Source organism: Glycomyces sp. NPDC048151 (assembly GCF_043202775.1).
Lineage (GTDB): Bacteria > Actinomycetota > Actinomycetes > Mycobacteriales > Micromonosporaceae > Glycomyces.
The window spans coordinates 230,669-251,718 of sequence record NZ_JBIDBB010000009.1; the positions used below are offsets into that span (position 1 = coordinate 230,669).

Annotated in this window: 18 protein-coding genes; 7 read left to right on the forward strand and 11 right to left on the reverse strand. The window is 71.3% G+C overall.

All coding sequences use genetic code 11. The features are described from left to right. Window positions 1-20: 20 nt before the first annotated feature. The gene (locus ACGGCP_RS22455) at window positions 21-1,013 is read right to left on the reverse strand and encodes a Gfo/Idh/MocA family protein (RefSeq protein ID WP_392969354.1); all 993 of its coding nucleotides are present in this window, start codon (window positions 1,011-1,013) and stop codon (window positions 21-23) included. A gap of 180 nt (window positions 1,014-1,193) precedes the next feature. On the opposite strand from ACGGCP_RS22455, the gene ACGGCP_RS22460 reads away from it, so the two are divergent. Then, window positions 1,194-1,823, forward strand: coding sequence for a copper resistance CopC family protein (locus tag ACGGCP_RS22460; protein ID WP_392969357.1), 630 nt, complete (start codon window positions 1,194-1,196; stop codon window positions 1,821-1,823). Here ACGGCP_RS22460 and ACGGCP_RS22465 read toward each other — a convergent pair. From ACGGCP_RS22465 to ACGGCP_RS22485, 5 genes are read right to left on the reverse strand one after another with little or no spacing between them, the layout of a single operon-like run. Further along, window positions 1,820-2,233, reverse strand: a complete 414-nt coding sequence (locus tag ACGGCP_RS22465) for a molybdenum cofactor biosynthesis protein MoaE (RefSeq protein ID WP_392969360.1) — start codon at window positions 2,231-2,233, stop codon at window positions 1,820-1,822. The genes ACGGCP_RS22460 and ACGGCP_RS22465 overlap by 4 nt on opposite strands. A gap of 2 nt (window positions 2,234-2,235) precedes the next feature. Further along, entirely contained in the window at window positions 2,236-3,399 is a 1,164-nt protein-coding gene (locus ACGGCP_RS22470; protein WP_392969363.1) for a molybdopterin molybdotransferase MoeA, read from the reverse strand. Continuing rightward, window positions 3,399-3,965, reverse strand: a complete 567-nt coding sequence (locus ACGGCP_RS22475; protein ID WP_392969365.1) for a molybdenum cofactor biosynthesis protein B — start codon at window positions 3,963-3,965, stop codon at window positions 3,399-3,401. Before ACGGCP_RS22475 ends, ACGGCP_RS22470 begins: the two co-directional genes overlap by 1 nt. Continuing rightward, window positions 3,953-4,420 carry a cyclic pyranopterin monophosphate synthase MoaC gene (moaC, locus tag ACGGCP_RS22480; protein ID WP_392969368.1) on the reverse strand — a complete coding sequence of 156 codons (468 nt, stop codon included), beginning with the start codon at window positions 4,418-4,420 and terminating at the stop codon, window positions 3,953-3,955. The genes ACGGCP_RS22475 and moaC overlap by 13 nt, the downstream gene beginning before the upstream one ends. 46 nt (window positions 4,421-4,466) lie before the next feature. Further along, window positions 4,467-4,862, reverse strand: a complete 396-nt coding sequence (locus ACGGCP_RS22485; RefSeq protein WP_392969371.1) for a hypothetical protein — start codon at window positions 4,860-4,862, stop codon at window positions 4,467-4,469. A 143-nt stretch (window positions 4,863-5,005) separates the two neighbouring features. Between ACGGCP_RS22485 and ACGGCP_RS22490 the strand changes: the two genes are divergently transcribed. Together ACGGCP_RS22490 and ACGGCP_RS22495 are read left to right on the forward strand one after the other, a co-directional pair. Continuing rightward, a complete protein-coding gene (locus tag ACGGCP_RS22490) occupies window positions 5,006-5,371 on the forward strand; it encodes a hypothetical protein (protein WP_392969374.1) in 366 nt (121 codons plus the stop codon). Further along, window positions 5,364-5,795, forward strand: a complete 432-nt coding sequence (locus ACGGCP_RS22495; protein ID WP_392969377.1) for a hypothetical protein — start codon at window positions 5,364-5,366, stop codon at window positions 5,793-5,795. Before ACGGCP_RS22490 ends, ACGGCP_RS22495 begins: the two co-directional genes overlap by 8 nt. A 22-nt stretch (window positions 5,796-5,817) precedes the next feature. On the opposite strand, the gene ACGGCP_RS22500 is transcribed toward ACGGCP_RS22495, so the two are convergent. Continuing rightward, entirely contained in the window at window positions 5,818-6,396 is a 579-nt protein-coding gene (locus ACGGCP_RS22500; protein WP_392969380.1) for a TetR/AcrR family transcriptional regulator, read from the reverse strand. An 81-nt stretch (window positions 6,397-6,477) separates the two neighbouring features. On the opposite strand from ACGGCP_RS22500, the gene ACGGCP_RS22505 reads away from it, so the two are divergent. Beyond that, window positions 6,478-7,488 carry an NADP-dependent oxidoreductase gene (locus tag ACGGCP_RS22505; RefSeq protein WP_392969383.1) on the forward strand — a complete coding sequence of 337 codons (1,011 nt, stop codon included), beginning with the start codon at window positions 6,478-6,480 and terminating at the stop codon, window positions 7,486-7,488. A 1-nt stretch (window position 7,489) separates the two neighbouring features. Here ACGGCP_RS22505 and ACGGCP_RS22510 read toward each other — a convergent pair whose 3' ends face one another. The 4 genes from ACGGCP_RS22510 to ACGGCP_RS22525 all read right to left on the reverse strand — a co-directional run bounded on the left by ACGGCP_RS22510 (window position 7,490) and on the right by ACGGCP_RS22525 (window position 12,486). Then, complete coding sequence (locus ACGGCP_RS22510; RefSeq protein WP_392969386.1) at window positions 7,490-8,104, reverse strand: hypothetical protein; 615 nt, start codon at window positions 8,102-8,104, stop codon at window positions 7,490-7,492. A 15-nt stretch (window positions 8,105-8,119) separates the two neighbouring features. Further along, a complete protein-coding gene (locus ACGGCP_RS22515; protein WP_392969389.1) occupies window positions 8,120-9,367 on the reverse strand; it encodes a hypothetical protein in 1,248 nt (415 codons plus the stop codon). 78 nt (window positions 9,368-9,445) lie between these two features. Next, window positions 9,446-10,072 (reverse strand): hypothetical protein, encoded by a 627-nt coding sequence (locus ACGGCP_RS22520; protein WP_392969392.1) that lies wholly within the window; start codon window positions 10,070-10,072, stop codon window positions 9,446-9,448. After that, a complete protein-coding gene (locus tag ACGGCP_RS22525; protein WP_392969395.1) occupies window positions 10,069-12,486 on the reverse strand; it encodes an FtsK/SpoIIIE domain-containing protein in 2,418 nt (805 codons plus the stop codon). The genes ACGGCP_RS22520 and ACGGCP_RS22525 overlap by 4 nt, the downstream gene beginning before the upstream one ends. Before the next feature lie 511 nt (window positions 12,487-12,997). On the opposite strand from ACGGCP_RS22525, the gene ACGGCP_RS22530 reads away from it, so the two are divergent. The 3 genes from ACGGCP_RS22530 to ACGGCP_RS22540 all read left to right on the forward strand — a co-directional run bounded on the left by ACGGCP_RS22530 (window position 12,998) and on the right by ACGGCP_RS22540 (window position 21,045). Next, window positions 12,998-13,651 carry a hypothetical protein gene (locus tag ACGGCP_RS22530; RefSeq protein WP_392969398.1) on the forward strand — a complete coding sequence of 218 codons (654 nt, stop codon included), beginning with the start codon at window positions 12,998-13,000 and terminating at the stop codon, window positions 13,649-13,651. Between the two features lie 209 nt (window positions 13,652-13,860). Continuing rightward, a complete protein-coding gene (locus ACGGCP_RS22535; protein WP_392969401.1) occupies window positions 13,861-15,957 on the forward strand; it encodes a flotillin family protein in 2,097 nt (698 codons plus the stop codon). A 189-nt stretch (window positions 15,958-16,146) separates the two neighbouring features. After that, window positions 16,147-21,045 (forward strand): DNA repair ATPase, encoded by a 4,899-nt coding sequence (locus ACGGCP_RS22540; protein WP_392969403.1) that lies wholly within the window; start codon window positions 16,147-16,149, stop codon window positions 21,043-21,045. Window positions 21,046-21,050 lie beyond the last annotated feature (5 nt).

Genomic DNA, 21,050 nt, shown 5'->3' on the forward strand with positions numbered 1-21,050 from the left:
TGCGGGCCTTCAGGAGACGTCTACTTCGGGTGGGTCTCGCCGGGGTAGCGCAGCCCGATCTGGGCGCGCGCCTCGTCCATGATCTCCATGACCTCGATGGTGCTCTGGGGCGGCACGAGCGTCGACTCGAGCCGTCCCTGGCGCAGCGCCCGGTGCACTTCGAGCGCCTCGTGGACGTAGCCGTGGCCGACGAACGGCGCCTCGAACTCGCGCGGCGCCTCGTCGTACCGCACGAGCGTGTAGCCGCTCGGCCGGTACGCGTACTCGCGCAGTTCGATGCGGCCCTCGGTGCCGGCGATGGTGACCTCGTTGGCGGGCCCGCCCCGGTAGGAGCAGGACAGCTGCGCGATCGCGTTGGGGTACTTGAGGGTCAGCGCGGTCTGCGCGTCCACCCCCGTGGTGTCCATGACGCTGTGGGCCTCGATCGAGTCGGGCTTGCCGAGGACCAGGTGCGCGAGCGTGATCGGGTAGACGCCGAGGTCGAGCAGGGCGCCCCCGGCGAGCTCGAGGTTGCGGAGCCGGTGGCTCGGCGGGATGTCGGAGGCGAACGAGAAGTTGCCGTGCACCGACACGACCTCGCCGATCATGCCTTCCTTGATGGCGCGGCGCATCTCGCGGATGGCCGGGTTGCAGCGGGTCCACATTGCTTCCATGAGGAACCGCTGGTGTTCGCGGGCGACGTCGAACATCGTGCGGGCCTGGGAGGCGTTGTACGCGAACGCCTTCTCGCACAGGACGTGCTTCCCGGCCTCGAGGAGCTGGAGCGTGGGCAGGTAGTGGTGCGAGTGCGGGGTCGCGACGTAGACGATGTCGACTTCGTCGTCCGCCGCTAGGGCCTGGACGGACTCCCAGGCCTGGGGGATGTCGTGCTTCTTGGCGAACGCGGCGGCGCGCTCCGCCGATCGAGAGGCCACAGCGGTGACGCGGCAATCGTCGAGGAGGGCAAGATCTTCCACAAAGGTCGATGCGATTCCACCGGTCGCCAGGATTCCCCATCGGATCGGTTCAACCATGGACGTAAGCACACCACAACTTCTCGCGATCGTCAACACGAGGGTCAGCGGTACTATCTCCGCCAACCGGGCCATATTCGCCAACGGGGATCACTGTCAGTCACGTCCCTCCTGTGACCTGGTGATTGATGTGACCTTTCCCGCAATGGGGAACCGAACGCTCCGTGGCACTATGGCGAAATGGATCGAACTCCCATCAAACGCGCCGCTGCGCTCGCGCTCGCCGGTCTCGGCGGCGGCCTCCTGACGCTCGGCCTCGCCGCCCCGGCCTCCGCGCACGCGGCCCTCACCGGCACCGACCCCGAGGACGGCGCGACCGTGGCGGAGGCCCCCGCGGAGGTCACGGCGTCCTTCTCCGAGATCCTCGACGAGGCCTCCACGGAGATCGCGGTGACCGACCCGAGCGGCGCGGTCGTGGACGTCGCCGACCCCGGCTACGACGGCGACACGTTCATCCAGCCGATGCTCTACACCACGCCCGGCGAGTACACGCTGGCGTTCCGGGTGATCTCCGAGGACGGCCACCGCGTGGACGACGCGATCTCGTTCACCGTCGAGTCGATCCCCGAGGGCCTGTACGCGCCCGGCTCGGAACCGGCGACCGACGCCACGACCGATGCCGAAGCCACTGCCGAGGCGACCGGGCCCGCGACGCAGGAGGCGTCCAGCCCGGAGGCCGAGCAGGCCGCCGAGGACTCGAACACGGGCGCGGCGCTGGCCGCGATCCTGCTCGGCGTGCTCGTGGTCGTCGTCGGCGGCGTGGTCCTCGTGAAAGTGGTGGGCCGCAAGGGCAAAGAGGACGAGTCCTAGGGGCAGTTGACCCACTCGTCCGTGCCGTCCCCGAAGAACTGGTGCTTCCAGATCGGCAGGCGGGCCTTCACCTCGTCGACGAGGTCGGCGCAGGCGTCGAAGGCCTCCTTGCGGTGCTCGGCGGCGACGGCCGCGACGAGGGCCGGGTCGCCGATCTCCAGGTCGCCGACCCGGTGCGAGACGACGACGCCCCGCACGCCGGGCCGCGCCGCGATCTCCTCGGCGATAGTGCGCAGGAGCTCCCCGGCGGACGGGTGCCCCTCGTAGGACAGCCGGAGCACGTCCCGGCCGTGGTCGTGGTTGCGGACGACGCCCGAGAACGACACGACGGCGCCGGCTTCGGCCGCGGCGACGGCGGCCTCGTGCTCGGCGACGTCGAGCGGGGCGTCCAGGACACGTGCGCGGATCATGGTCACACTCCGGGGACGGTGGCGAGTTCGACGCTGGAGCCTTCGGCCCCAACGGCTTCGGGGCCGATCACCGCGAAGCCCGCGGCATTGGCCAGGCCCCGCAGCATCGCGGAGCCGTGGTGGCCGAGCCGGTGACCGGCCCGGTCGACGAGGGCGAGGTGGGTGAACCCGCCGCGGCCGGGGATCTCCTCGGCCAGCGTGATGCGCTGCAGCGCGGGCAGCGGCAGGCCGCGCAGGCCCGCCAGGAGCGGCGCGACGAGCGAGACGACGGCGATCACCGCGGACTGCGGGTTGCCCGGCAGCCCGGCGATGAACTTCCCGTTCCCGGTGCGCGCCAGCAGCATCGGGAACCCGGGCCGCACCGCGACGGTGTTGATCACGTACTCCGCGCCGATCTCGGCGAGCGCGGCGTGGAGGTGGTCGACGGGACCGACCATGGTGCCGCCGGTGGTGCACACCAGGTCGGCGTCGTCGAGTGCCTCGCGCAGCGCCGCGACGTGCGCCTCGAGGGTGTCCTCGACCGGCCCGATGCTCGGCCCGGCCTGGGCCCCGGCGGCCTGCAGCATGTGGGGGACCATGGGCCCCAAGGAATCGCGGACGCGGCCGTCCCGGGAGACCCCGGTGGTCAAGAGCTCGTCGCCGAAGACGACCATGCGGGTGACGGGCCTGGCGTGTGCGGGCAGCGTCGAGTGCCCGGCGGCGGCCGCGAGGCCGACCACGGGCGGGCTCACCGGTGTCCCGGCGGGCAGCAGCTCCTCGCCGTGCCCGGCCTCCTCGCCCGCCTCGCGCCATTCGCGCGCGGCCGGCCCGGTCACCGAGCCGTACTGGACCTCGCTGTGCTCCAAGCGGATGATGCCCTCGGTGCCCTCGGGGACCTGCGCGCCCGTGGCGATCTTGACGGCCTGGCCGGGCTTGAGCGGCTCGGGCACCTGGCCCGCCAGGACCGCGCCGTTGGTGTGCCACGGGCCTTCACCGGCGACGGCCCAGCCGTCGACCGCGGAGGTCGGGAACGCGGGCAGGTCGGAGACGGCCACGAGCGGCGCGGCCAGCGCGGAGCCGACCGCCTCGCCGAACGGCAGCTCGGTCGCGGCCGGTTTCGCCGCGAAGCCTGCGGCCCAAGCGGTCTCGCGGGCCTCGGCCCAGGGGAGCGGGTTCGCGGTCGTCATCAATGCCCTCTCCTGTGCGCGCCGCCGTCGGCGGACGCGGTCGCTTCGGTCGGCGCGGAGCCCGGCTCGTCCGGCCCGTCCTCGCGTTCGTGGTCGCCGTCGTGGAGCTGCGAGACCGCGTGCTCGACGAACTCGGCGGTGAGCACGGCCAGGCCGTCCTTCGCCGCGCCCCGCGACCCGGCCAGGTTCACGATGAGCGTGCGGCCCGCGACCCCGGCGATGCCGCGCGAGAGCGCCGCGTGCGGGGTCTTCGCGAGCCCGGCCGCGCGGATCGCCTCGGCAATGCCGGGGACGTGGAAGTCGACGACGCTGCCGGTCATCTCCGGCGTGAGGTCCTTCGAGGTCAGGCCGGTCCCGCCGGAGGTGACCACGAGGTCCGCGCCTCCTGCGACGGCCTCGCGGAGCGCCACGGCGACCTCCTGGCCGTCATGGACGACGACCGGACCGGACACGTCGAAGCCGTACCGGGTGAACCCTTCGACGAGGATCGGCCCGGAGGTGTCCTCGTAAACCCCGTCGGCCGCCCGGTTCGAGGCGACGACCACGACCGCTTTCACCGCTGCCATGCGCCGGTCTTCCCCCCGAGCTTCTCCTCGACCTTGACGTCGGTGATGACGGCGGCCGGGTCGACAGCCTTCACCATGTCCACCAGGGTCAGCGCCGCGACGGACACCGCCGTCAGGGCCTCCATCTCGACCCCGGTGCGGTCGGCGGTCTTCACGCGGGCGCTGATCTCGACGCCCTCGTCGGTGACGGTGAGGTCGACCTTCACGCCGCTGATCGCGATCGGGTGGCACAGCGGCACCAGGTCCGGCGTGCGCTTCGCGGCCATGATGCCCGCGATCCGCGCCGTCGCGAGCGCGTCGCCCTTCGCCAGCGAGTTCTCGCGCAGCGCCGCGACCACCTCGGGAGTGGTCAGGAGCCGCCCGGTCGCCAGCGCCGAACGGTGCGAGACGTCCTTCTCGGAGACGTCGACCATGCGGGCGGCCCCGGACGAGTCGACATGCGTGAGGTCTGCCATGCCGCGAAGTCTAGTCGCGGGACGGGGTCCCGCCGAGCCGCCGAGCTCAGCGTTCGAGACGGTCGGTCCAGAAGGCGATGTTCGCGAGCGTCGCCGTGATCGTCCCGGGCAGGGCGAAGATCAGGGGGAAGATCGCCTCGAACCGGGAGGGCAGGCCGAGGCCGGGCAGCGGGCCGACGAGCATGTCGACCTCCATGCCGGGCTCGTAGTCGCCGAGGACCGTGATCGGGTCGCCGTCCTCGAGGGTCGCGGGCGAGCGCATCCAGGTCCCGTCGGTGCACCAGGTGCCGACGCAGCTCTGGTCCTTCCCGTCGTCGAGAACGTTCACGGTCTCGTATTCGCCCCAGAACAGGTACGCGACGCACCAGACGACGACGGCGGCGGCGAGGCCGAACCAGGCCGCGAGGGCGAGCGCGGCGGCGCTGAACTTGAAGGCGCGCATGGGCGGATCCGTTCCAGGGAGAGAGGGGCGGGGGAGGGTTTCGAGGGGCGGGAGTGGCGGCCGGGGCACGCCGATTTTACGCGTCGGCCACTTCGCGGTGCGGCCTCGGATTCGGCTCCGGGGGCCTGTATTAGCGTCGAGGCGTGATCGAATGGCTCTACCTCGCCGTCCAGGGCGCCGCGCTGGCGATGAGCGCCTGGTTCTTCGTCGACACGGCCCGCTCCCAGCTGGTCGGCCGCCGCCACCTCATCGGGGTCGCGGTGCTCGAGGTCGTGCTGCTCGTGCAGCTCGCGGTGGCCATCGCGATCGTGCCGGGCGAGGCGGGCGGCGGGAAGGCGCTGTTCTTCTCGTACATGGTGACGGCGGTCCTCGTGCCGGTCGCGGCGAGCTTCTGGGGCTCGATCGACCGGAGCCGGTGGGGGATCGGGACGGTGGCGGCCTCGGGCCTCATCGTCGCGGCGCTCATGCTGCGGATCCACCAGATCTGGGAGCTGCAGATCCATGTCTGAGACCTCTGGGCCCGCTGACGCCCCTGTGACCGAGGCGCCGCGGGAGCTCGCGGCCGGGTTCGGGCGCCTGATCGTGCTCGTCTACGTCGTGTTCGCGGTCTCGGCCGGGGTGCGGGCGGTGTTCCAGGTCGTGACGAAGTTCGACGAGGCGCCGGTGAGCTTCACGCTGAGCGCGATCGCCGCGCTCATCTACCTCGTGGCGGCGGTCGCGATCATCCGCGGCGCCGGGGGGCTCGCGCTCTTGGCGGTGGGCGTGGAGATGGCCGGGGTGCTCGCGGTGGGCGCGCTGAGCTTCGCGGTGCCCGGCTGGTTCCCGGAGCCTTCGGTGTGGTCGCACTTCGGGTCGGGCTACGGGTACGTGCCGCTGGTGCTCCCGGCGATCGGCCTGGCCTACCTCTTCAAGCGCCGCAAGGCGACCGCGTAGACGGGGCTTTGCGGGCCGCCGTTCAGGCCCGGCCGATGAGGTCGAGCGCCGCGTCGAGGCTGTGCACGGCGCTGACGGTGTCGACCCGCGCGAGGGCGTAGGCGGCGACGACGAGGGCGGTGACGGTCTCGGTGAGCCGCTTCGCGTCGGCTTCGGGGAGGTCGGCGAGGTGCGCGCGGATGCCGTTGCCGATCGCCGCGCCGAGTTCGGCCCGGTAGGCGGTGATGGTCTCGCGCACGGCCGCGTCGTCGGCGATGTCGGCCCCGGCGGCGTTGATGAGCAGGCAGCCGTTGGCGGCGATGACGGACCCGGCGCGTTCGAGCGCTTCGCGCAGGCCGGTGAGGTAGTCGAGGACCGCGTCAGGGTTGGGCGTGCCGGTGAGCGGCGCGAGGCGCGGGCGCACGATCTCGTCGAGGTACGACTCGACGGCGGCGTCGAAGAGCCCCCGTTTGCTGCCGAACGCGTGGTAGATGCTCGACCGGCGCAGGCCGGTCGCGGCTTCGAGCGCGGGGACGGAGGCGGCCTCGTAGCCGTGCCGCCAGAAGACGGCGCGGGCGGACCGCACGGCCTCGGCGGTGTCGAACGTCTGCGTGCGCCCCATGACGAACCTCTCTTTGCGTAATGACCGTTCCAGTATATGTTTGTGGAACGACCATTACAAAACTTGCAGGAGCGCATCACCATGACCGAGGCCGTCAGCACCCAGATCCAGCTCGTCCGCCGCCCGCAGGGCTGGCCGACCCACGAGGACTTCCGCACGGAGGAAGTCGTGTACGGCGAGCTCGCGCCGGGCCAGGTCAGGGTCGCCAACGAATACCTGTCGGTCGACCCGTACATGCGCGGGCGCATGAACGACGCCAAGAGCTACATCCCGCCCTTCGGCCTCGGCGAGACCATGACCGGCGGCGCGGTCGGCCGCGTCGTCGCCTCCGCCGCCGAAGGCCTCCCGGTCGGCACCGTGGTCCTCCACCAGTACGGCTGGCGCGACCTCGTCCAGGAGGACGCCGCCGGGTTCACCGCCGTCCCCGAGATCCCGGGCGTGCCGCTCTCGCTGCACCTGGGCGTCCTCGGCATGACCGGGATGACCGCCTACGTCGGCCTCACCGCGATCGCCGGCCTCAAGGAGGGCGACACCGTGTTCGTCTCCGGCGCGGCGGGCGCGGTCGGCACTGCAGTCGGCCAGATCGCGAAGCTCCTCGGCGCGGGCCGCGTCATCGGCTCGGCCGGGAGCCCTGAGAAGGTGCGGCTCCTCACCGAGAAGTACGGCTACGACGCCGCGTTCAACTACAAGGACGCGCCGGTGCGGGAGCAGCTCGCGGGCCTCGCTCCCGAGGGCGTCGACGTCTTCTTCGACAACGTCGGCGGCGACCACCTCGAAGCCGCGCTCGACGTCATGAACCGCGACGGCCGCATCGCCGTGTGCGGCGCGATCTCGCTGTACAACAACACCGAGAAGACGCCCGGCCCGGACAACCTCGCCAAGATCATCCAGCAGAGCCTCACCATCAAGGGCTTCACGCTCGGCGGGTACCTGCACCTGCGCGAGGAGTTCGGCGCGCGGATGACCGAGTGGTTCGGGCGGGGCGCGATCGCCTACGACGAGACCATTGTGGATGGTGTGGAGCACGCCGTCGACGCGTTCCTCGACATGATGCGCGGCAAGAACACCGGCAAAATGGTCGTCCGCGTCTGACTCACCCGCGCTCGCAAGCGTCGGCCGCGGCGGAAAGGAACCGCAGCGCCGACGCCGCGTCGTCTCCGCCTCGCATCCGCAGTCTGCCGCGGTGCCAGGTCACGACCCAGTTCGCCCGCGCCATCCACGAACGCTCAAGCGGCCCTTCACTGCTCAATGCCGCGAGCACCGCGTCGGCGGCGGCCGGATCGACCGCCGTGACCTTCCGGCCCGCACTCCGCGGCACCGGCATGGGCAGGCCCAGTGCGCCGGGACCAAACCAGGGCAGAGCCGCTTCAGCGACAAGCATGTCCGGCACCGCCCGCACCAGCCGCACCGCCGTGAACCGATACGGGACGTTGCGGCGCTTGTCCTTGCTCCACAGCATGTTCTCGAACCCGATCACGTGTCTGCCCTGATACGGGCCCGCAAACGTGTCCACGACCGGCTGCACGAACGGCACACCCAGCATCTCCAGCTCGTCGAACCACCCCGATGCGTCCGGATCGGACGAACGGCCCTCGGAGTGAAAGCGCAGCCCGTACGACGCGGCGAAGGCCGCAGCCCGCCGCCGCCGAGCCGCTTTGGTGGCCTCGCCGAAGAGCACGTCAGCGAAGAACAGCGCGATGGTCTCCATGGCCTCGTCCCGGAACTAGATCTGGTTGTACTGCTGCTCGAAGTCCGCGACCGCCGCCTCGTCGGACCCGGCATACGCCTCCTTGCAGTCCCGCAGACGCTGCGCGTGGCCGGTGCAGGCAGGTCCGAGCTGCTTGGTCATCTCCACTGCCTCACCGCATGAGCCATTGTACGAACTCGCGAAGAACAGGCCAGTGATTCCCCAGGTCATGTCCTCGGAAGCGGCGCCCGTCGCAACGGAGTGGATGGACTCCCCATTGCTCGAGAGCGAGTCGAGCTCCGACGCGAGCGCATCGAGTTCGTCGAGATCGACGGTGAGGCCGGCCGGGCTGGCCGCGGAGAAGACGCCGGTCTCGGCTGTCTGGCTCGACGCCTGCGCGTAGCCGGTCGTGGCCGCACCCAGGCCGCCGGTTATCCCGGCGGTCATGACCGCCCGCATGAGGACCGTCTTCCACAGTGACTTGCCCGCAGGCACGAAGTACTTGGCGAGCAGCGGCGCGATCTTCGCGAAGACCCTGTTCGCCATCGCCATCTTCTTGAAGGTCCGGGTCATCGCCGAGATGTACTTCGCGATCGCACTCACCAGGAACGCCGCCCACGACGAGCCGAACGAGGCGGGACTCGCCGCCAGCGCTACGAGGCCGCGCGTGATCGCCCAGGAGACGAACTCCGCGATGAGCGCTTTGATCACCGCATAGATCGTCTGCGCCACGACCTCGGCCCAGGCCAGGAGCTGCTTGATGGCGCCGCACTCGTGCGCCATCGCACCGATCGCGGCCGACAGGCCGTACAGCTCGTTGTACGCGGCGTCCGCCGCCGTGCCCGCCCATGTCGGCATGGTCGTGCTGACAGCGGTGCCGACCTCCTCGCTCAACGCCCCGAGCGCTTCCTCGACCTGACCCCAGACCTGCTGCTGCTCGTCCATCTGGCCTGGATCGCCGCTGACCCATTCGAGGATGTCGTTCAACGGGGTCACGAGTTCGAGCAGCACGGAGAGCCCAGCGTTGACCAGCTCGAAGATCGGGTCTTTGATGATGCCCGCCGCGCCGGCCGCGAGCATCGTGAGGTCTACCGAGATGCCGCCTGCGGCATCTCCGATCGACTTGTCGCCCTGCACGACCGAGGTGATGTCCTCCGCCAGGCCGTAAGCGCCTTTGCCGAACGTCGAGCCGTTCATGATCCGCTCGCCGGTGCCGGGGCTGTCGACCGGGGCGTACTGCGTGATGTCCGACCCGTACTGGTCGGCGTTGGTGGTGTCGGTCATGAGGTGTCTGCTCCAGTGTTCCCACCGCGGCGAAGGGGCAGCGGTGCCGTGGCGGACACGATAAGTGATCCCTGCCAGTCAGCTGAAGAAGCCCAGGCAGGCCACGATCAGGGTCGAGCCGCACAGGACCAGGCCGAGGCGGTAGTTGCGTTCGAGGCGCTGGTCCTCGTCGCCGATCTTGGGGCGGGCGGCCACGCCGATCGTCAGCCAGCCCAGGCCGAACGCGCCGAGCGGGCAGCCGATGAGGACCGCCGCGAGCAGGATCGCGCTCAGCGTGTCGTCCGCGCGCACGTTGCGCAGCACGAACAGCTGCACCACGACGCACACCAGCGCGAACAGCCCGTAGATCAGCCCGTTCCGCTCGTCCGAGCGCCACCGCGGCAGCCACGGCGGCCGGTGCGCGAGGAATCGCGCCTCCTCCAGCTCCGAAGCCGACGCCTCCAGGTCCGCTTCGGCCGCAGCGAGATCCGCGTGCGGGTCGCCGCTCAGCGGCGGCGCTGCGCCGCGCTGCGGCGGGGGCGTGCGTGCGGCGCGGGCCAGGTCGTCGACGGCGGCGCGCTGCGCCGCCGCCCGCTCGGCGAGGCGGGCCGTGCGCTGGCCGAGGGACTCCGCCGCAGTGGCGGTCCGGGCGGCGGCCTCGTCGGCGCTGCGCCGGGCCTCGTCGAGGCGGCGCAGCTGCGCGATGTAGTCGTCGAAGGCGCTCACTGGCGGGTCCTCTCCTCCATCGGGGCGCTGCGCTGCTGGCCGGGTCCGTGTTCCTCGTTGCGCGAGAACGGGACCAGGAGCCGCCCGGCGCTCGCGTCGGCGTGCCGGTCGATGAGCAGCGCGCGGCCCGCGCGCGGGCTCCAGTGCTGGAACTGCTGCCCGAAGTGGCCCATGATCTCGCCGCCGGGGAGGTTGAGGACGAGCGCGCACGCGACGTCCTCGCGTCCGGCGCTGCCGCCGATGTCGTCGGTGAACCGCCGGAAGTTCCGCCACCATCCGAGCAGGTGCACGCCCCGCGCGGGCCCGGTGCGCAGGAGCGCGCGCAGCGCCTGCTGCGCCTTCATGTCGAGCGCGGCCGCGTCGAGGCCCCACGCCGCGACCACCGTGCCGTCGGGGATCTCGGCGAGGGACGCGACGAACGCCTCGGGCGAGATCCTGCTGGAGACGCGGTCCAGCGCGGCGGCGCCGGTGAAGTCGACGCCCCACACCTGGGACCCGTTGCCCGCCAGGCTTTCGGCGGCCGCTTCGAGCGCTTCGCCGCCTACGGGATCGGAGCCGAGCACGGCCAGGTGCCGCCCGGGGCGGCGGTCGAGGTCGACCCCGGCCGCGTCGAGGCGCATCGAGACCTCGCGGCCGAGCAGGGCCCGTCCCGGCTTGCGTTCGCCCGGCAGGGTCTCGGCGAGGTGGACGGGCCGGTAGCCGTAGAACACGCGCGGCGCGCCGACGCTCGCGTGGGCCTCGCCGAGCTGCTCGCGCAGCCGGTGCATCACGTGCGCATCGGTGTCGGGGAAGCGCGCGACCCGGTCGGCCCCGGCGGTGCCGCCCTCGGTGTTGACCACGACCTGCCCGAGCGAGATCCGTGACGCCGCATCGTTGTTGGGCTCCAGCACCGTGCGCGCGCCCGGCAGCGCGATGCGCATCGGGAACTGCCCGAAGATCGAGTCCTTCTTCGCCCACAGCGCCTCGATGCCCGAGACCGTCTGCGACGCGAGCACGAGGTGCACGCCGTACGAGCGGCCCTTGCGCGCCAGGTTCTCAAGCAGCGCAACGGCTTCGGAGGCGACTCGGTCGTTCCCGGCGAGGAGTACCTGGAACTCGTCGGCGACGCACACGATCCGCGGGTACGCCTCGTGACCGCGCAGGCCCGCGAACGACGCCACGCCGTAGCGCTTCATCACCGTCGACCGGCGCGTCATCTCCTCGTTCAGCGTCTTGAGCACCGCGAGCCCGTATTCGCGGTCGGATTCGACGCCGACCGCCCGGGCGTGCGGGATGAAGCTCCGGTCGCGCTCGGTCGGGATGAACTCGGTGAACGAGACGCCTTCCTTGAAGTCGAGGAGGAACAGCGCCAGATCCGAAGGGGCGTAACGGGACGCGAGCCCGTACAGGACGTCGAGGAGGAACACGGTCTTGCCGCCGCCGGTGCGCCCGCCGACGAGCCAGTGCGGGGTCGCGTCGTCGAACCGCAGCCGCACCTCCCCGGCGGCGTCGCGTCCGATGAGGACTTCCAGGCCCTTCGCGGGGTCGCCCGACTCCGGTTGCGCCGGAATGAGGTCGCTGAAGGTGAGTGTTGCGGCGGCCTTGGCCCGTTCGGCGAGGCGCTGCGCCTCGCCGGAGACGAACACCGGGTCGGGCGTCTCGGGCCAGTCGACGGGGGCTGCCAGGCGCTCGCCGCGGCCGAACGGCGCGGCGGGCGGGTTCGTGATCTCGACGCGGCCTTCGAACGCGTGCATGACGGCGGCCTGCGGCAGGTCGGGCAGGCCGCAGCCGAGGACGGTGACGCCGTGCGCCAGGCCCGAGCGAGCGAGCGCGTCGATGCGTTCGACCAGGGTGCGGGGCGCTTCGCCGAGCGAGGCGACGACCAGCAGCATCCGGTCGGCGCGGCGGCCCGCGATGTGCTCGGCCACTTGGGTTTCGGCGAGCGCGACGGCGTCGGCGGCGGCGCGCGCGTCAGTGGCGACCGCTTCGATGACGCCCGCGTCGGCGAGCGGGCGCAGCGGCGCGAACGACGCGCCGAGCGTCGCGGTGTCGATGCCGACCACGCGCAGCCCGCCCGGTTCGCGGGTGGCGACGGCGTGGAGGATCGCGGTCCGCACCAGGTTCGCGACGCCTTCGACGCGGGCGTCCACGGAGGTCGCGAGGTGCCCGCGTTCGCCGAACGGGACGAGGAGCGGGACGCTGCGTCCCTCGTGGAGCAGGACGCGTCCGGCGTGCAGGAGCCCGGGGTCGGTGCGCAGCTGCTGCGCGGAGGCGGCGGCCGCGTCGGCGATCTGGCGTTCGGCGGCCAGCAGTTCGGGGTCCACCGGGGTCTGGAAGGCGGCGTCGCCGAGGCGCTGCGCGACCTGGGCGAGGCGGGCGGCGGCGGCGTCGCAGCCCGCGGCCGCGTTCGCCAGCGCGGTCTGGAAACCGGGCACCGGACCTCCTTGCGCGAGTTGCGCGTCGTCGGTGCGCAGCCGTTCGGATGCGCGGTCGGCGCGCCCCGGCCGCGAACCGGGGTTGTTCGACCGGTCACACCATATCGCGGGAAGCCGCCGCGGGCCTGCCCTGTGCCGGGCCGGGCTCCCCGTGCCGGGCCGAGCCGGGTCCGGCGTGGGTTCGGAGGTGCGGCAGCCGGTCCGCGACGCCAGCGCCCCGTGCGGCCGTTGATCCGCGATGCCGGTTCCCGGTGCGGAACGCCGGTCCACGACGCCGTCCGGCGCGGCCTCCGGTCCGCAGCCCGTGCCCCGTGCGGCCGCCGGTCCGCGATGCCTCCGCCTCACCCCGTCCGTCCGCTTTGCGCAACCTTCCCCGGAGGGGACGCGTGCATTACCCTAGAAGCAGGCCCGGTCTCGCTGACCCGGAGAGACCGCCCGAACGCCTCCAGCACCGAAGCCGCCCGCACAGCGCCCGCGGGCCTTCGGTTTCGCCAAGAAGGACCCGTGCCCCATGAGTGAGTTCCTGGATATCGCCCTATCCTTCCCTCCGGTCGTCTTCTCCTTCGGCCTCGTCGTCGTGGTCCTGTACTGGCTCACCGTGATCGTCGGCGCGCTCGACGTCGACATCGTGGACGTCGGCGACGCCGAGCTCGACGCCGGAGGCGGGTTCTGGTCGGCCTTCGGGTTCGGCGCCGTCCCCTTCACCGTGGTCCTCTCGCTGTGGATCACGTTGGGCTGGATCGTGACCGTGCTCGGCACGACGTGGGTGCGCAGCGCCGACATGTTCATCCCCCCGGCGCTCACGGGCACCGCCGTGCTCGTTGCCGGGATGGGCGTCGGGATGCTCGGCGCGAAGCTGCTCACGCGCCCGCTCGGGCGGCTCTTCGAGGACGCGCCCGCCACGGCGCACGCCGACCTCGTCGGCAAGGTGTGCGTGGTGCGCACCGGCACCGTCACCCTGGAGACCGGCCAGGCCGAGATCACCGACGACGAGGGCAACGTCCTCCTCATCAACGTCCGCCGCTCCCCGCACGAGCCCGAGGGCCTCGACGCGGACCTGTTCGCGCGCCACTCGAAGGTCGTCGTCTTCGACTACGACGAGGTCGAGAAGGTGTTCCTCGTCGTCCCGGTCGCGCTCCCGCCCGAAGTCGTCTTCGAGGCCTGAGCCCGCGCGCTCCGGCTCCATCACAGTGGACCGCGCTGTATTGCCACGCGGTGACCGGTTTGCGCTCTCCCCGATTCGTGCCGCCTCCACCTCGCGTACCCACAGCCTGGCGCGGTTTGGCTATCGTGTGATCACGCCCGCCCGCGACGCTGACAACACGCGCCGCTCGCTAGTCCCCGTTCCCCCGAAGTCTCGTTAGGAACCATCGCATGGACGCCACCAATTCGGCGACGCTGATCACGTTCGTGGTCGTCGCGGTCGTCTTCATCGGCCTGCTGCTCATGATCATCCGGCTGTACCGGAAGGTCGCGCCGGGCCAGGCCCTCGTCGTGACGAAGCTGCGCACCCGCAAGGTGTCCTTCACCTCTGCGCTGGTCCTGCCGATCATCCACCGCGCCGAGTACATGGACATCTCGGTCAAGACCATCGAGATCAACCGCGCGGGCAAGGACGGCCTCATCTGCCAGGACAACATCCGGGCCGACATCTCCATCACGTTCTTCGTGCGCGTCAACGCCACCGTCGAGGACGTCCTCAACGTCGCCGGGGCCATCGGCACCAAGCGCGCCTCCGACCAGGACACCCTGCAGGAGCTGTTCAACGCCAAGTTCGCCGAGGCGCTCAAGACCGTCGGCAAGCAGCTCGACTTCACCGACCTGTACACCAACCGCGACGAGTTCCGCGACCGCATCATCCACGTGATCGGCACCGACCTCAACGGCTACTCCCTCGAGGACGCGGCCATCGACTACCTCGAGCAGACCCCGATGGACCAGCTCGACCCCAAGAACATCCTCGACGCGCAGGGCATCCGCAAGATCACCCAGCTCACCGCGGTCGAAGCGGTCACCACGAACGAGCACCGCCGCACCGAGGAGAAGGAGATCAAGCGCCAGGACGTCGAGGCCCGCGAGGCCGTGCTCGAACTCGAGCGCCGCCAGACCGAGGCCGAGATCCGCCAGCAGCGCGAGATCGAGACCCTCCGCGCCCGCGAGTCCGCCGAGGTCCAGAAGGTCCAGGCCGAGGAGCGCCTCAAGAGCGAGACCGCGCGCATCAAGACCGAAGAGGCCACGGGCATCCAGCACGAGAACCGCCTCCGCGAGATCGCCGTCGCCGAGAAGAACCGCGAGCGCGTCATCGCCGTCGAGACCGAGCGCATCGAGAAGGACCGCATCCTCGAGGTCGTCGCCCGCGAACGCGAGGAAGAGCTCGCCCGCATCGCCGCCAACAAGGAGCTCGAGGCGCAGAAGCGCGACATCGCCGACGTCATCCGCGAGCGCATCGCCGTCGAGAAGACCGTCGCCGAGCAGGAAGAGGGCATCAAGCGCCTGCGCGCGACCGAAGAGGCCGAGCGCGAGCGCCAGAAGGTCATCATCCTCGCCGAGGCCGAGGCCCAGGAGAACCTGGTCAAGGACATCAAGGCCGCCGAGGCCGCCGAGGTCGCCGCGAAGCACCTCGCGCGTCAGCGCCTGACCGAGGCCGAGGCCGCGCAGCAGGCCGCCGAGCTGGAGGCGCGCGCCAAGATCCGCCAGGCCGAAGGGGACCAGGCCGTCGCGGCCGCCCCGGGCCTGGCCGCCGTCCAGGTCCGCGAGGCCGAGGCGGACGCGATCGAGAAGGGCGGGCTCGCCGAGGCGAAGGCCGCCGAGGCCAAGGGCCTGGCCGAGGCCGAGGCGTACGCCGCCATCGGCAAGGCCGAGGCCGCCGCGACCGCCGCGAAGGGCCAGGCCGAGGCCGAGGCCCAGGCCGCGAAGGGCTCCGCTGAGGCGAACGCCCTGCGCGAGAAGCTCCTCGCCGAGTCCGCGGGCCTCACCGAGAAGGCCGCCGCGATGGACGCCCTCTCGGACGCCAGCCGCGGGCACGAGGAGTACCGCCTGCGCCTGGAGATGGAGAAGGAGCTGCGCGGCATGGAGATCGACGCCCGCCGCTCGATCGCCGAGCAGCAGGCCGGGGTCATCTCGGCCGGGCTCTCGAACGCCGACATCTCCCTGGTCGGCGGCGACACCCAGTTCTTCGACCGGGTCGTCGGCGCGATCGGCTACGGCAAGGCCGTCGACGGCTTCGTCGCGCACTCCGATGTGGCGCAGAGCGTCGCGGCCACGTGGAGCAACGGCTCCACGTCCTTCGCCGAGGACCTCAAGGGGGTCCTGTCGGGGGTCGGCAGCGAGGACGTCAAGAACCTGACGGTCTCCGCCGCGCTCGTCAAGCTCATGCAGGGCGGCGGCGACCACGACGTGCTCTCGGGCCTCCTCGGCAAGGCCAAGGAGCTCGGCGTCGCAGAGAAGCCCGCGCTGGAAATCGCCAAGTAACTCTCGAACGGGCGCGGGCCGCCAGGCCCGCGCCCGCGACCAGCCGGAACGCTGGAATGTCGGACCCGTATGGGATCGTCATGGCATTTCTTCGGTTGGTCGGAGGTGGATGCGGGTGGGAAGGGGCACGCCCTATGCCCGCCCGCCCCTCCCGCCCGAGCCCGCAACCCAACGCTCCCAGGGGAACCCATGGCCGAAGAGAACACCGCCCCCGCCTCCCGCCTCGACGCCGGCACGTACGAGGTCCTCTCGTCCCGCCTCGCCGACTTCGCCGCAGAGCTGGCCGGGCGCGCCGAGGCGCTCAACACCGCCCGCACCGACGCCTTCGGCTCCGCCGGCCTCACCCTCCTGGGCACCACGCGCATCCGCACCGCCAACAACTGCGTGCCCCGCGACATCGCCCGCGTCGGCGACCGCCTCCTCTTCGGCTACAACGTCCATATGGGACTCAAATCGCAGATGAACGTCGGCGACGTCTTCACCCTCCACGACTTCAAGCGCGACGGCGCCGAGTTCGCCTTCACCGAAGTCACCGAACCCGGGCACCTCCTCGACCAGCCCAAGTTCACCGCCGACTTCACCGAGATGTACCGGTACTACCGGTCCACCGAGCTCCTCCAGGTCCGCGAGGTCGACGGCCGCCTCCTCGCCGTCTTCAAGATCGGCGAGAACCTCGCCGACCAGCGCGTCCTGCGCTGGCAGCTCGCCGCCGGGCAGGAACCGTCCTACATGGACGCACGCGGCGACGCCGACGCCGTCTGGCCCGAGCCGTACGACTTCGAGTGGACCCCGACCGGCCGCGAGCACCACGTCACCGGCCGCCACCCGCACGTCTCCATCGAAGACGAGATCTTCGTCGAGTGCATCAACGGCGACCTCACCGTCAAGATCGAGGACAACACCGACTCCGGCGAGGGCATCTACAAGGAGCCTGTCGCCGAGCCCTTGCAGTCCCTCGCCGACGCCGACATCGCCTACGCCCGCGTCGGCCCGCTCATCCTCCTGAAGATCCTCCCGTACAAGGAGACCGTCACCCGGTACCTGGTCTTCAACTCCCGCACGGGAACCATCGTCCGCGCCGACGCCATCGGCCAGGCCTGCCGCCGCCTCCCCGAGGACCACGGCCTCATCTTCCCCGGCGGCTACTACCTCAACGAGGGCAAGCTCAAGACCTTCGACCACGACGTCGCCGACCTCCGCTTCAAGCGCGTGATCCGCTCGCCCAACGGCGAAGACGTCCTCTACATCTTCTACAGCCCCACCGAGGGACGCTCACTCCTGTTGCCCTACAACGTCATCCGCAAGGAAGTGGCCGCGCCGATGAGCGTCCACGGCTACGCGGTCTTCGACGACGGCACCCTCGCGGCCTTCCGCTTCGCCGGCGAAGAGGCCACCCGCGTCCACCCGATGCAGATCTGGTCGACGCCGTTCGTCTCCGAAGCCCACGCCGCCGCAACGGAAACGGGCGACACCCCTGTGCACCGCATCGGCAACGCCGAGGCCGTCCGCGCCGTCTCCGACGCGCTCTCCGTGGCCCGCATGGTCCGTGAGATGGAACCGGCCCAAGCGGTCTTCGAAGCGCTCATCAGTGCCGCCACCCGCTGCCTCGACGACTACCCGTGGCTCGGCGACGAGGGCCTGCACGGCCTCGACGAGAGCCTCGCCAAGGTCCGCGACACCGCCGAAGCCGTCCTCGACGAGTACGCCACGGTCGCCGAGCTCACTGCCGAAGCCCAGAAGGCCCTTGAAGAAGCGCAGACCGGCACCGTCAAGCTCCTGCGCCGCGCCCGCGGCGAGGCCCCCAAGTCCGCCGCGGACTGGGTCGCGCTCCTCGCCGAGCTGCGCGGCGCGGGCGGCCACCTCGTCACCCTCCGCGAGACCCGCTACATCGACCTCGCGGGGCTCGACGCGCTCGCCGCCGAGGTCACCGAGACCCTCGACTCGACCGGCCGCCGCGCCGTCGCGTTCCTCGAACGGGACGACGCGTTCACCGCCTACTTCGAGCAGGTCGCCGACCTCGAACGCAAAGCCGAGGCCATTGCGTCCGTCGCCGAGTCGGACCCGCTCCTGGCCGACCTCGACGAGCGCCAGCGCGGCCTCGAAACGCTCACCGAAGTGGTCGCGACCCTGGAGATCGGCGACGCCGTCGTCCGCACCGCGATCCTCGGGCGCGTCTCCGAGGTGCTCGCCGCCGTCAACCGCGCCCGCGCCACCCTCGCCGCCCGCCGCCGCGAACTGGCTGTGGGCGAAGGGAAAGCGGAGTTCGCGGCCGAGTTCGCGCTCCTCGGCCAGTCCGTCACCGCCGCCATCGCCGCGGCCGACACGCCCGCGGCGTGCGACGAGCAGCTGGGCCGCCTCCTCCTCACCGTGGAGAACCTGGAGACCCGCTTCGCGGACTTCGACGAGTTCCTGACGCGCCTGGCGGACAAGCGGACCGACGTCTACGAGGCGTTCTCCTCCCGCAAGCAGCACCTCCTCGACGAGGCCGCGCGCCGCGCCGAGCAGCTCGCGCAGTCGGCCGACCGCATCCTGGAGGCCGTGGCCCGCCGCACCGCCACACTGTCCTCACTGGACGAAGTGAACACGTACTTCGCGACCGACCCGATGGTCGAGCGCCTGCGCAAGGTCATCGCCGAGCTGCGCGGACTCGACGACACCGTGCGCGCCGAGGAGATCGAGGGCCGCATCAGCGCCGCCCGCGCCGAGGCCGGGCGGGCCCTCTCCGACCGGCTCGACCTCTTCGACGGCGACGCCGTCAAGTTCGGCGAGCACCGCATCCCCGTCAATACGCAGCCGCTCGACCTCACGCTCGTGCCCTCCGGGGACGCGCTCGCGTTCTCGCTCACCGGCACCGACTACCGCCACGTCGTCGACGACCCGGGCTTCGCGGACACGAAGCCGTACTGGCACCAGTTCCTGCCCTCCGAGAACGAGAGCGTCTACCGCGCCGAGCACCTGGCCGCCGCGCTCCTCGCCGAGCACGGCCCCGCGAAGCTCCTCGCCGAGGACCTGCCCGCGTTCTGCGCCGCCGCCGCGGCCGAACGCTACGACGAGGGCTACGAGCGCGGCGTCCACGACGCCGACGCCGCCGCGATCCTCGCCGAGGCCCTGCGGCTCTACGCCGCCTCCGGGCTCCTGCGCTACCGCTCCGCCGAGCGCGCCGCCGCCCAGCTGTACTGGGGCCACGGCGTCCCGAAGGAGGAGCGGATCGCGATCCGCACCCAGGCCCGGTCGCTCGCGCGCGCCCGCGCCGTCTTCGGCCGCGCCGACGCCCTCGCCGACCTCGCCGCCGACCTCGGCGAAGCCGTCAACCACTACCTCAACAACACCCTGCTGCCCCTCGAAGTCGACGCCGACCTCGCGGGGGAGTACCTGGCCGAGGAGCTCGCCGACCCCAGCGGCGGCTTCGCCGTCTCACAGAGGGCCCGTTCGCTCCTGGCCGCGTTCGAACGCCAGATCGGCCCGGGCGCCAAGGCGGACTTCGAATCCGACCTGCGCGCCCTCGAAGACGACATGACCTCCAAATGGGAGCTCGCCGCCGTCTGGCTCGAGTCGTTCTTGCGCCAGGCCGAACCCGACGGCTTCGACGAAGCGGACCTCCCCGAGGCGCTCGCCGTCCTCCTCGCGGAGACCGACACGTACGACGTCACCGCCGAGCTCTCCAGCAGCGTCACGGGACTGCTCGGCACGCACGCCCGCGTCGAAGGCCGCGTCCTGCCGCTGCGCCTCGACGAGTTCCTCGCCCGCACCGGCCGCTTCCGCCGCGTCGTCCTCCCCGGCTACCGCGCCTACCAGCGCCGCCGCGGCGAACTCATCGAGACGCACCGCCGCAGCCTCCGCGTCGAGGAGTTCAAGCCCAAGACGATGGCCGGGTTCGTGCGCAACCAGCTCATCGACGACGTGTACCTGCCGCTCATCGGCTCCAACCTCGCCAAGCAGATCGGCGCGGGCTCGGGCGAGGGCCGCCGCACCGACCAGTCGGGCATGCTCATGCTCATCTCCCCGCCCGGCTACGGCAAGACGACCCTCATGGAGTACGTCGCCGACCGGCTCGGGATGCTCCTGGTCAAGGTGAACGGCCCCGCGCTCGGGCACGAGACGGTCTCCGTCGACCCGAACGACGCGCCGAACGCGACCGCCCGCGCCGAGGTCGAGAAGATCAACTTCGCGCTCGAATGCGGCAACAACGTGCTGCTGTACCTCGACGACATCCAGCACACCAACCCCGAGCTGCTGCAGAAGTTCATCTCGCTGTGCGACGCGCAGCGCAAGATGGAGGGCGTCTGGAACGGCCGCACCCGCACGTACGACCTGCGCGGCAAGCGGTTCGCGGTGTGCATGGCAGGCAACCCGTACACCGAGGCGGGCCAGAAGTTCCGCATCCCCGACATGCTCGCCAACCGCGCCGACGTGTGGAACCTCGGCGACGTCCTCTCCGGGCGCGACCAGGTCTTCGCCCAGTCCTACATCGAGAACGCGCTCACCTCGAACAAGGTCACCGCGCCGCTCGCCGGACGCGAGCGCGCCGACACCTCCGTCCTCATCCGCCTCGCCAGCGGCGACCCGACCGCCGACGCCGCGGCGCTGCGCCACCCCTACAGCGCGGGCGAGCTGGACCAGGTCCTCTCGGTCCTGCGCAAACTCGTGCGGATCCAGAAGACCGTGCTCGCCAACAACCTCGCGTACATCGCCTCTGCCGCGATGGACGACAGCGCCCGCACCGAGCCGCCGTTCCTGCTCCAGGGCTCGTACCGGAACATGAACCGGCTCACCGAACGGGTGGTCCCGGTGATGAACGACGACGAGCTCGAAGCGGTCATCGACGACCACTACGCGGGCGAGGCGCAGACGCTCGCCTCCGGCGCGGAGGCCAACCTCCTCAAACTCGCCGACCTCCGCGGCCGCCTCACCCCCGAGCGGGCCGCGCGTTGGGAGGCCGTGAAGGAGGCCTACCGGCGCGAGCAGACCCTCGGCGGCGCGAGCGACGATCCAATGTCGAGGGCGGTCGGCGCCATCACCTTGCTCTCCGACCGCGTGAAGGGCATCGAAACCGCCCTGCAACAAAGGAGCGGCGCCGAACTGGAATAAGTCCT

Coding starts and splice junctions, on each gene's coding strand:
- ACGGCP_RS22515 (WP_392969389.1), bottom strand. CDS start 9,367: ATGACCGACACCACCAACGCCGACCAGTACGGGTCGGACATCACGCAG.
- ACGGCP_RS22495 (WP_392969377.1), top strand. CDS start 5,364: ATGTCTGAGACCTCTGGGCCCGCTGACGCCCCTGTGACCGAGGCGCCG.
- ACGGCP_RS22455 (WP_392969354.1), bottom strand. CDS start 1,013: ATGGTTGAACCGATCCGATGGGGAATCCTGGCGACCGGTGGAATCGCA.
- ACGGCP_RS22510 (WP_392969386.1), bottom strand. CDS start 8,104: ATGGAGACCATCGCGCTGTTCTTCGCTGACGTGCTCTTCGGCGAGGCC.
- ACGGCP_RS22530 (WP_392969398.1), top strand. CDS start 12,998: ATGAGTGAGTTCCTGGATATCGCCCTATCCTTCCCTCCGGTCGTCTTC.
- ACGGCP_RS22475 (WP_392969365.1), bottom strand. CDS start 3,965: ATGGCAGCGGTGAAAGCGGTCGTGGTCGTCGCCTCGAACCGGGCGGCC.
- ACGGCP_RS22470 (WP_392969363.1), bottom strand. CDS start 3,399: ATGACGACCGCGAACCCGCTCCCCTGGGCCGAGGCCCGCGAGACCGCT.
- ACGGCP_RS22500 (WP_392969380.1), bottom strand. CDS start 6,396: ATGGGGCGCACGCAGACGTTCGACACCGCCGAGGCCGTGCGGTCCGCC.
- moaC (WP_392969368.1), bottom strand. CDS start 4,420: ATGGCAGACCTCACGCATGTCGACTCGTCCGGGGCCGCCCGCATGGTC.
- ACGGCP_RS22505 (WP_392969383.1), top strand. CDS start 6,478: ATGACCGAGGCCGTCAGCACCCAGATCCAGCTCGTCCGCCGCCCGCAG.
- ACGGCP_RS22485 (WP_392969371.1), bottom strand. CDS start 4,862: ATGCGCGCCTTCAAGTTCAGCGCCGCCGCGCTCGCCCTCGCGGCCTGG.
- ACGGCP_RS22465 (WP_392969360.1), bottom strand. CDS start 2,233: ATGATCCGCGCACGTGTCCTGGACGCCCCGCTCGACGTCGCCGAGCAC.
- ACGGCP_RS22460 (WP_392969357.1), top strand. CDS start 1,194: ATGGATCGAACTCCCATCAAACGCGCCGCTGCGCTCGCGCTCGCCGGT.
- ACGGCP_RS22540 (WP_392969403.1), top strand. CDS start 16,147: ATGGCCGAAGAGAACACCGCCCCCGCCTCCCGCCTCGACGCCGGCACG.
- ACGGCP_RS22535 (WP_392969401.1), top strand. CDS start 13,861: ATGGACGCCACCAATTCGGCGACGCTGATCACGTTCGTGGTCGTCGCG.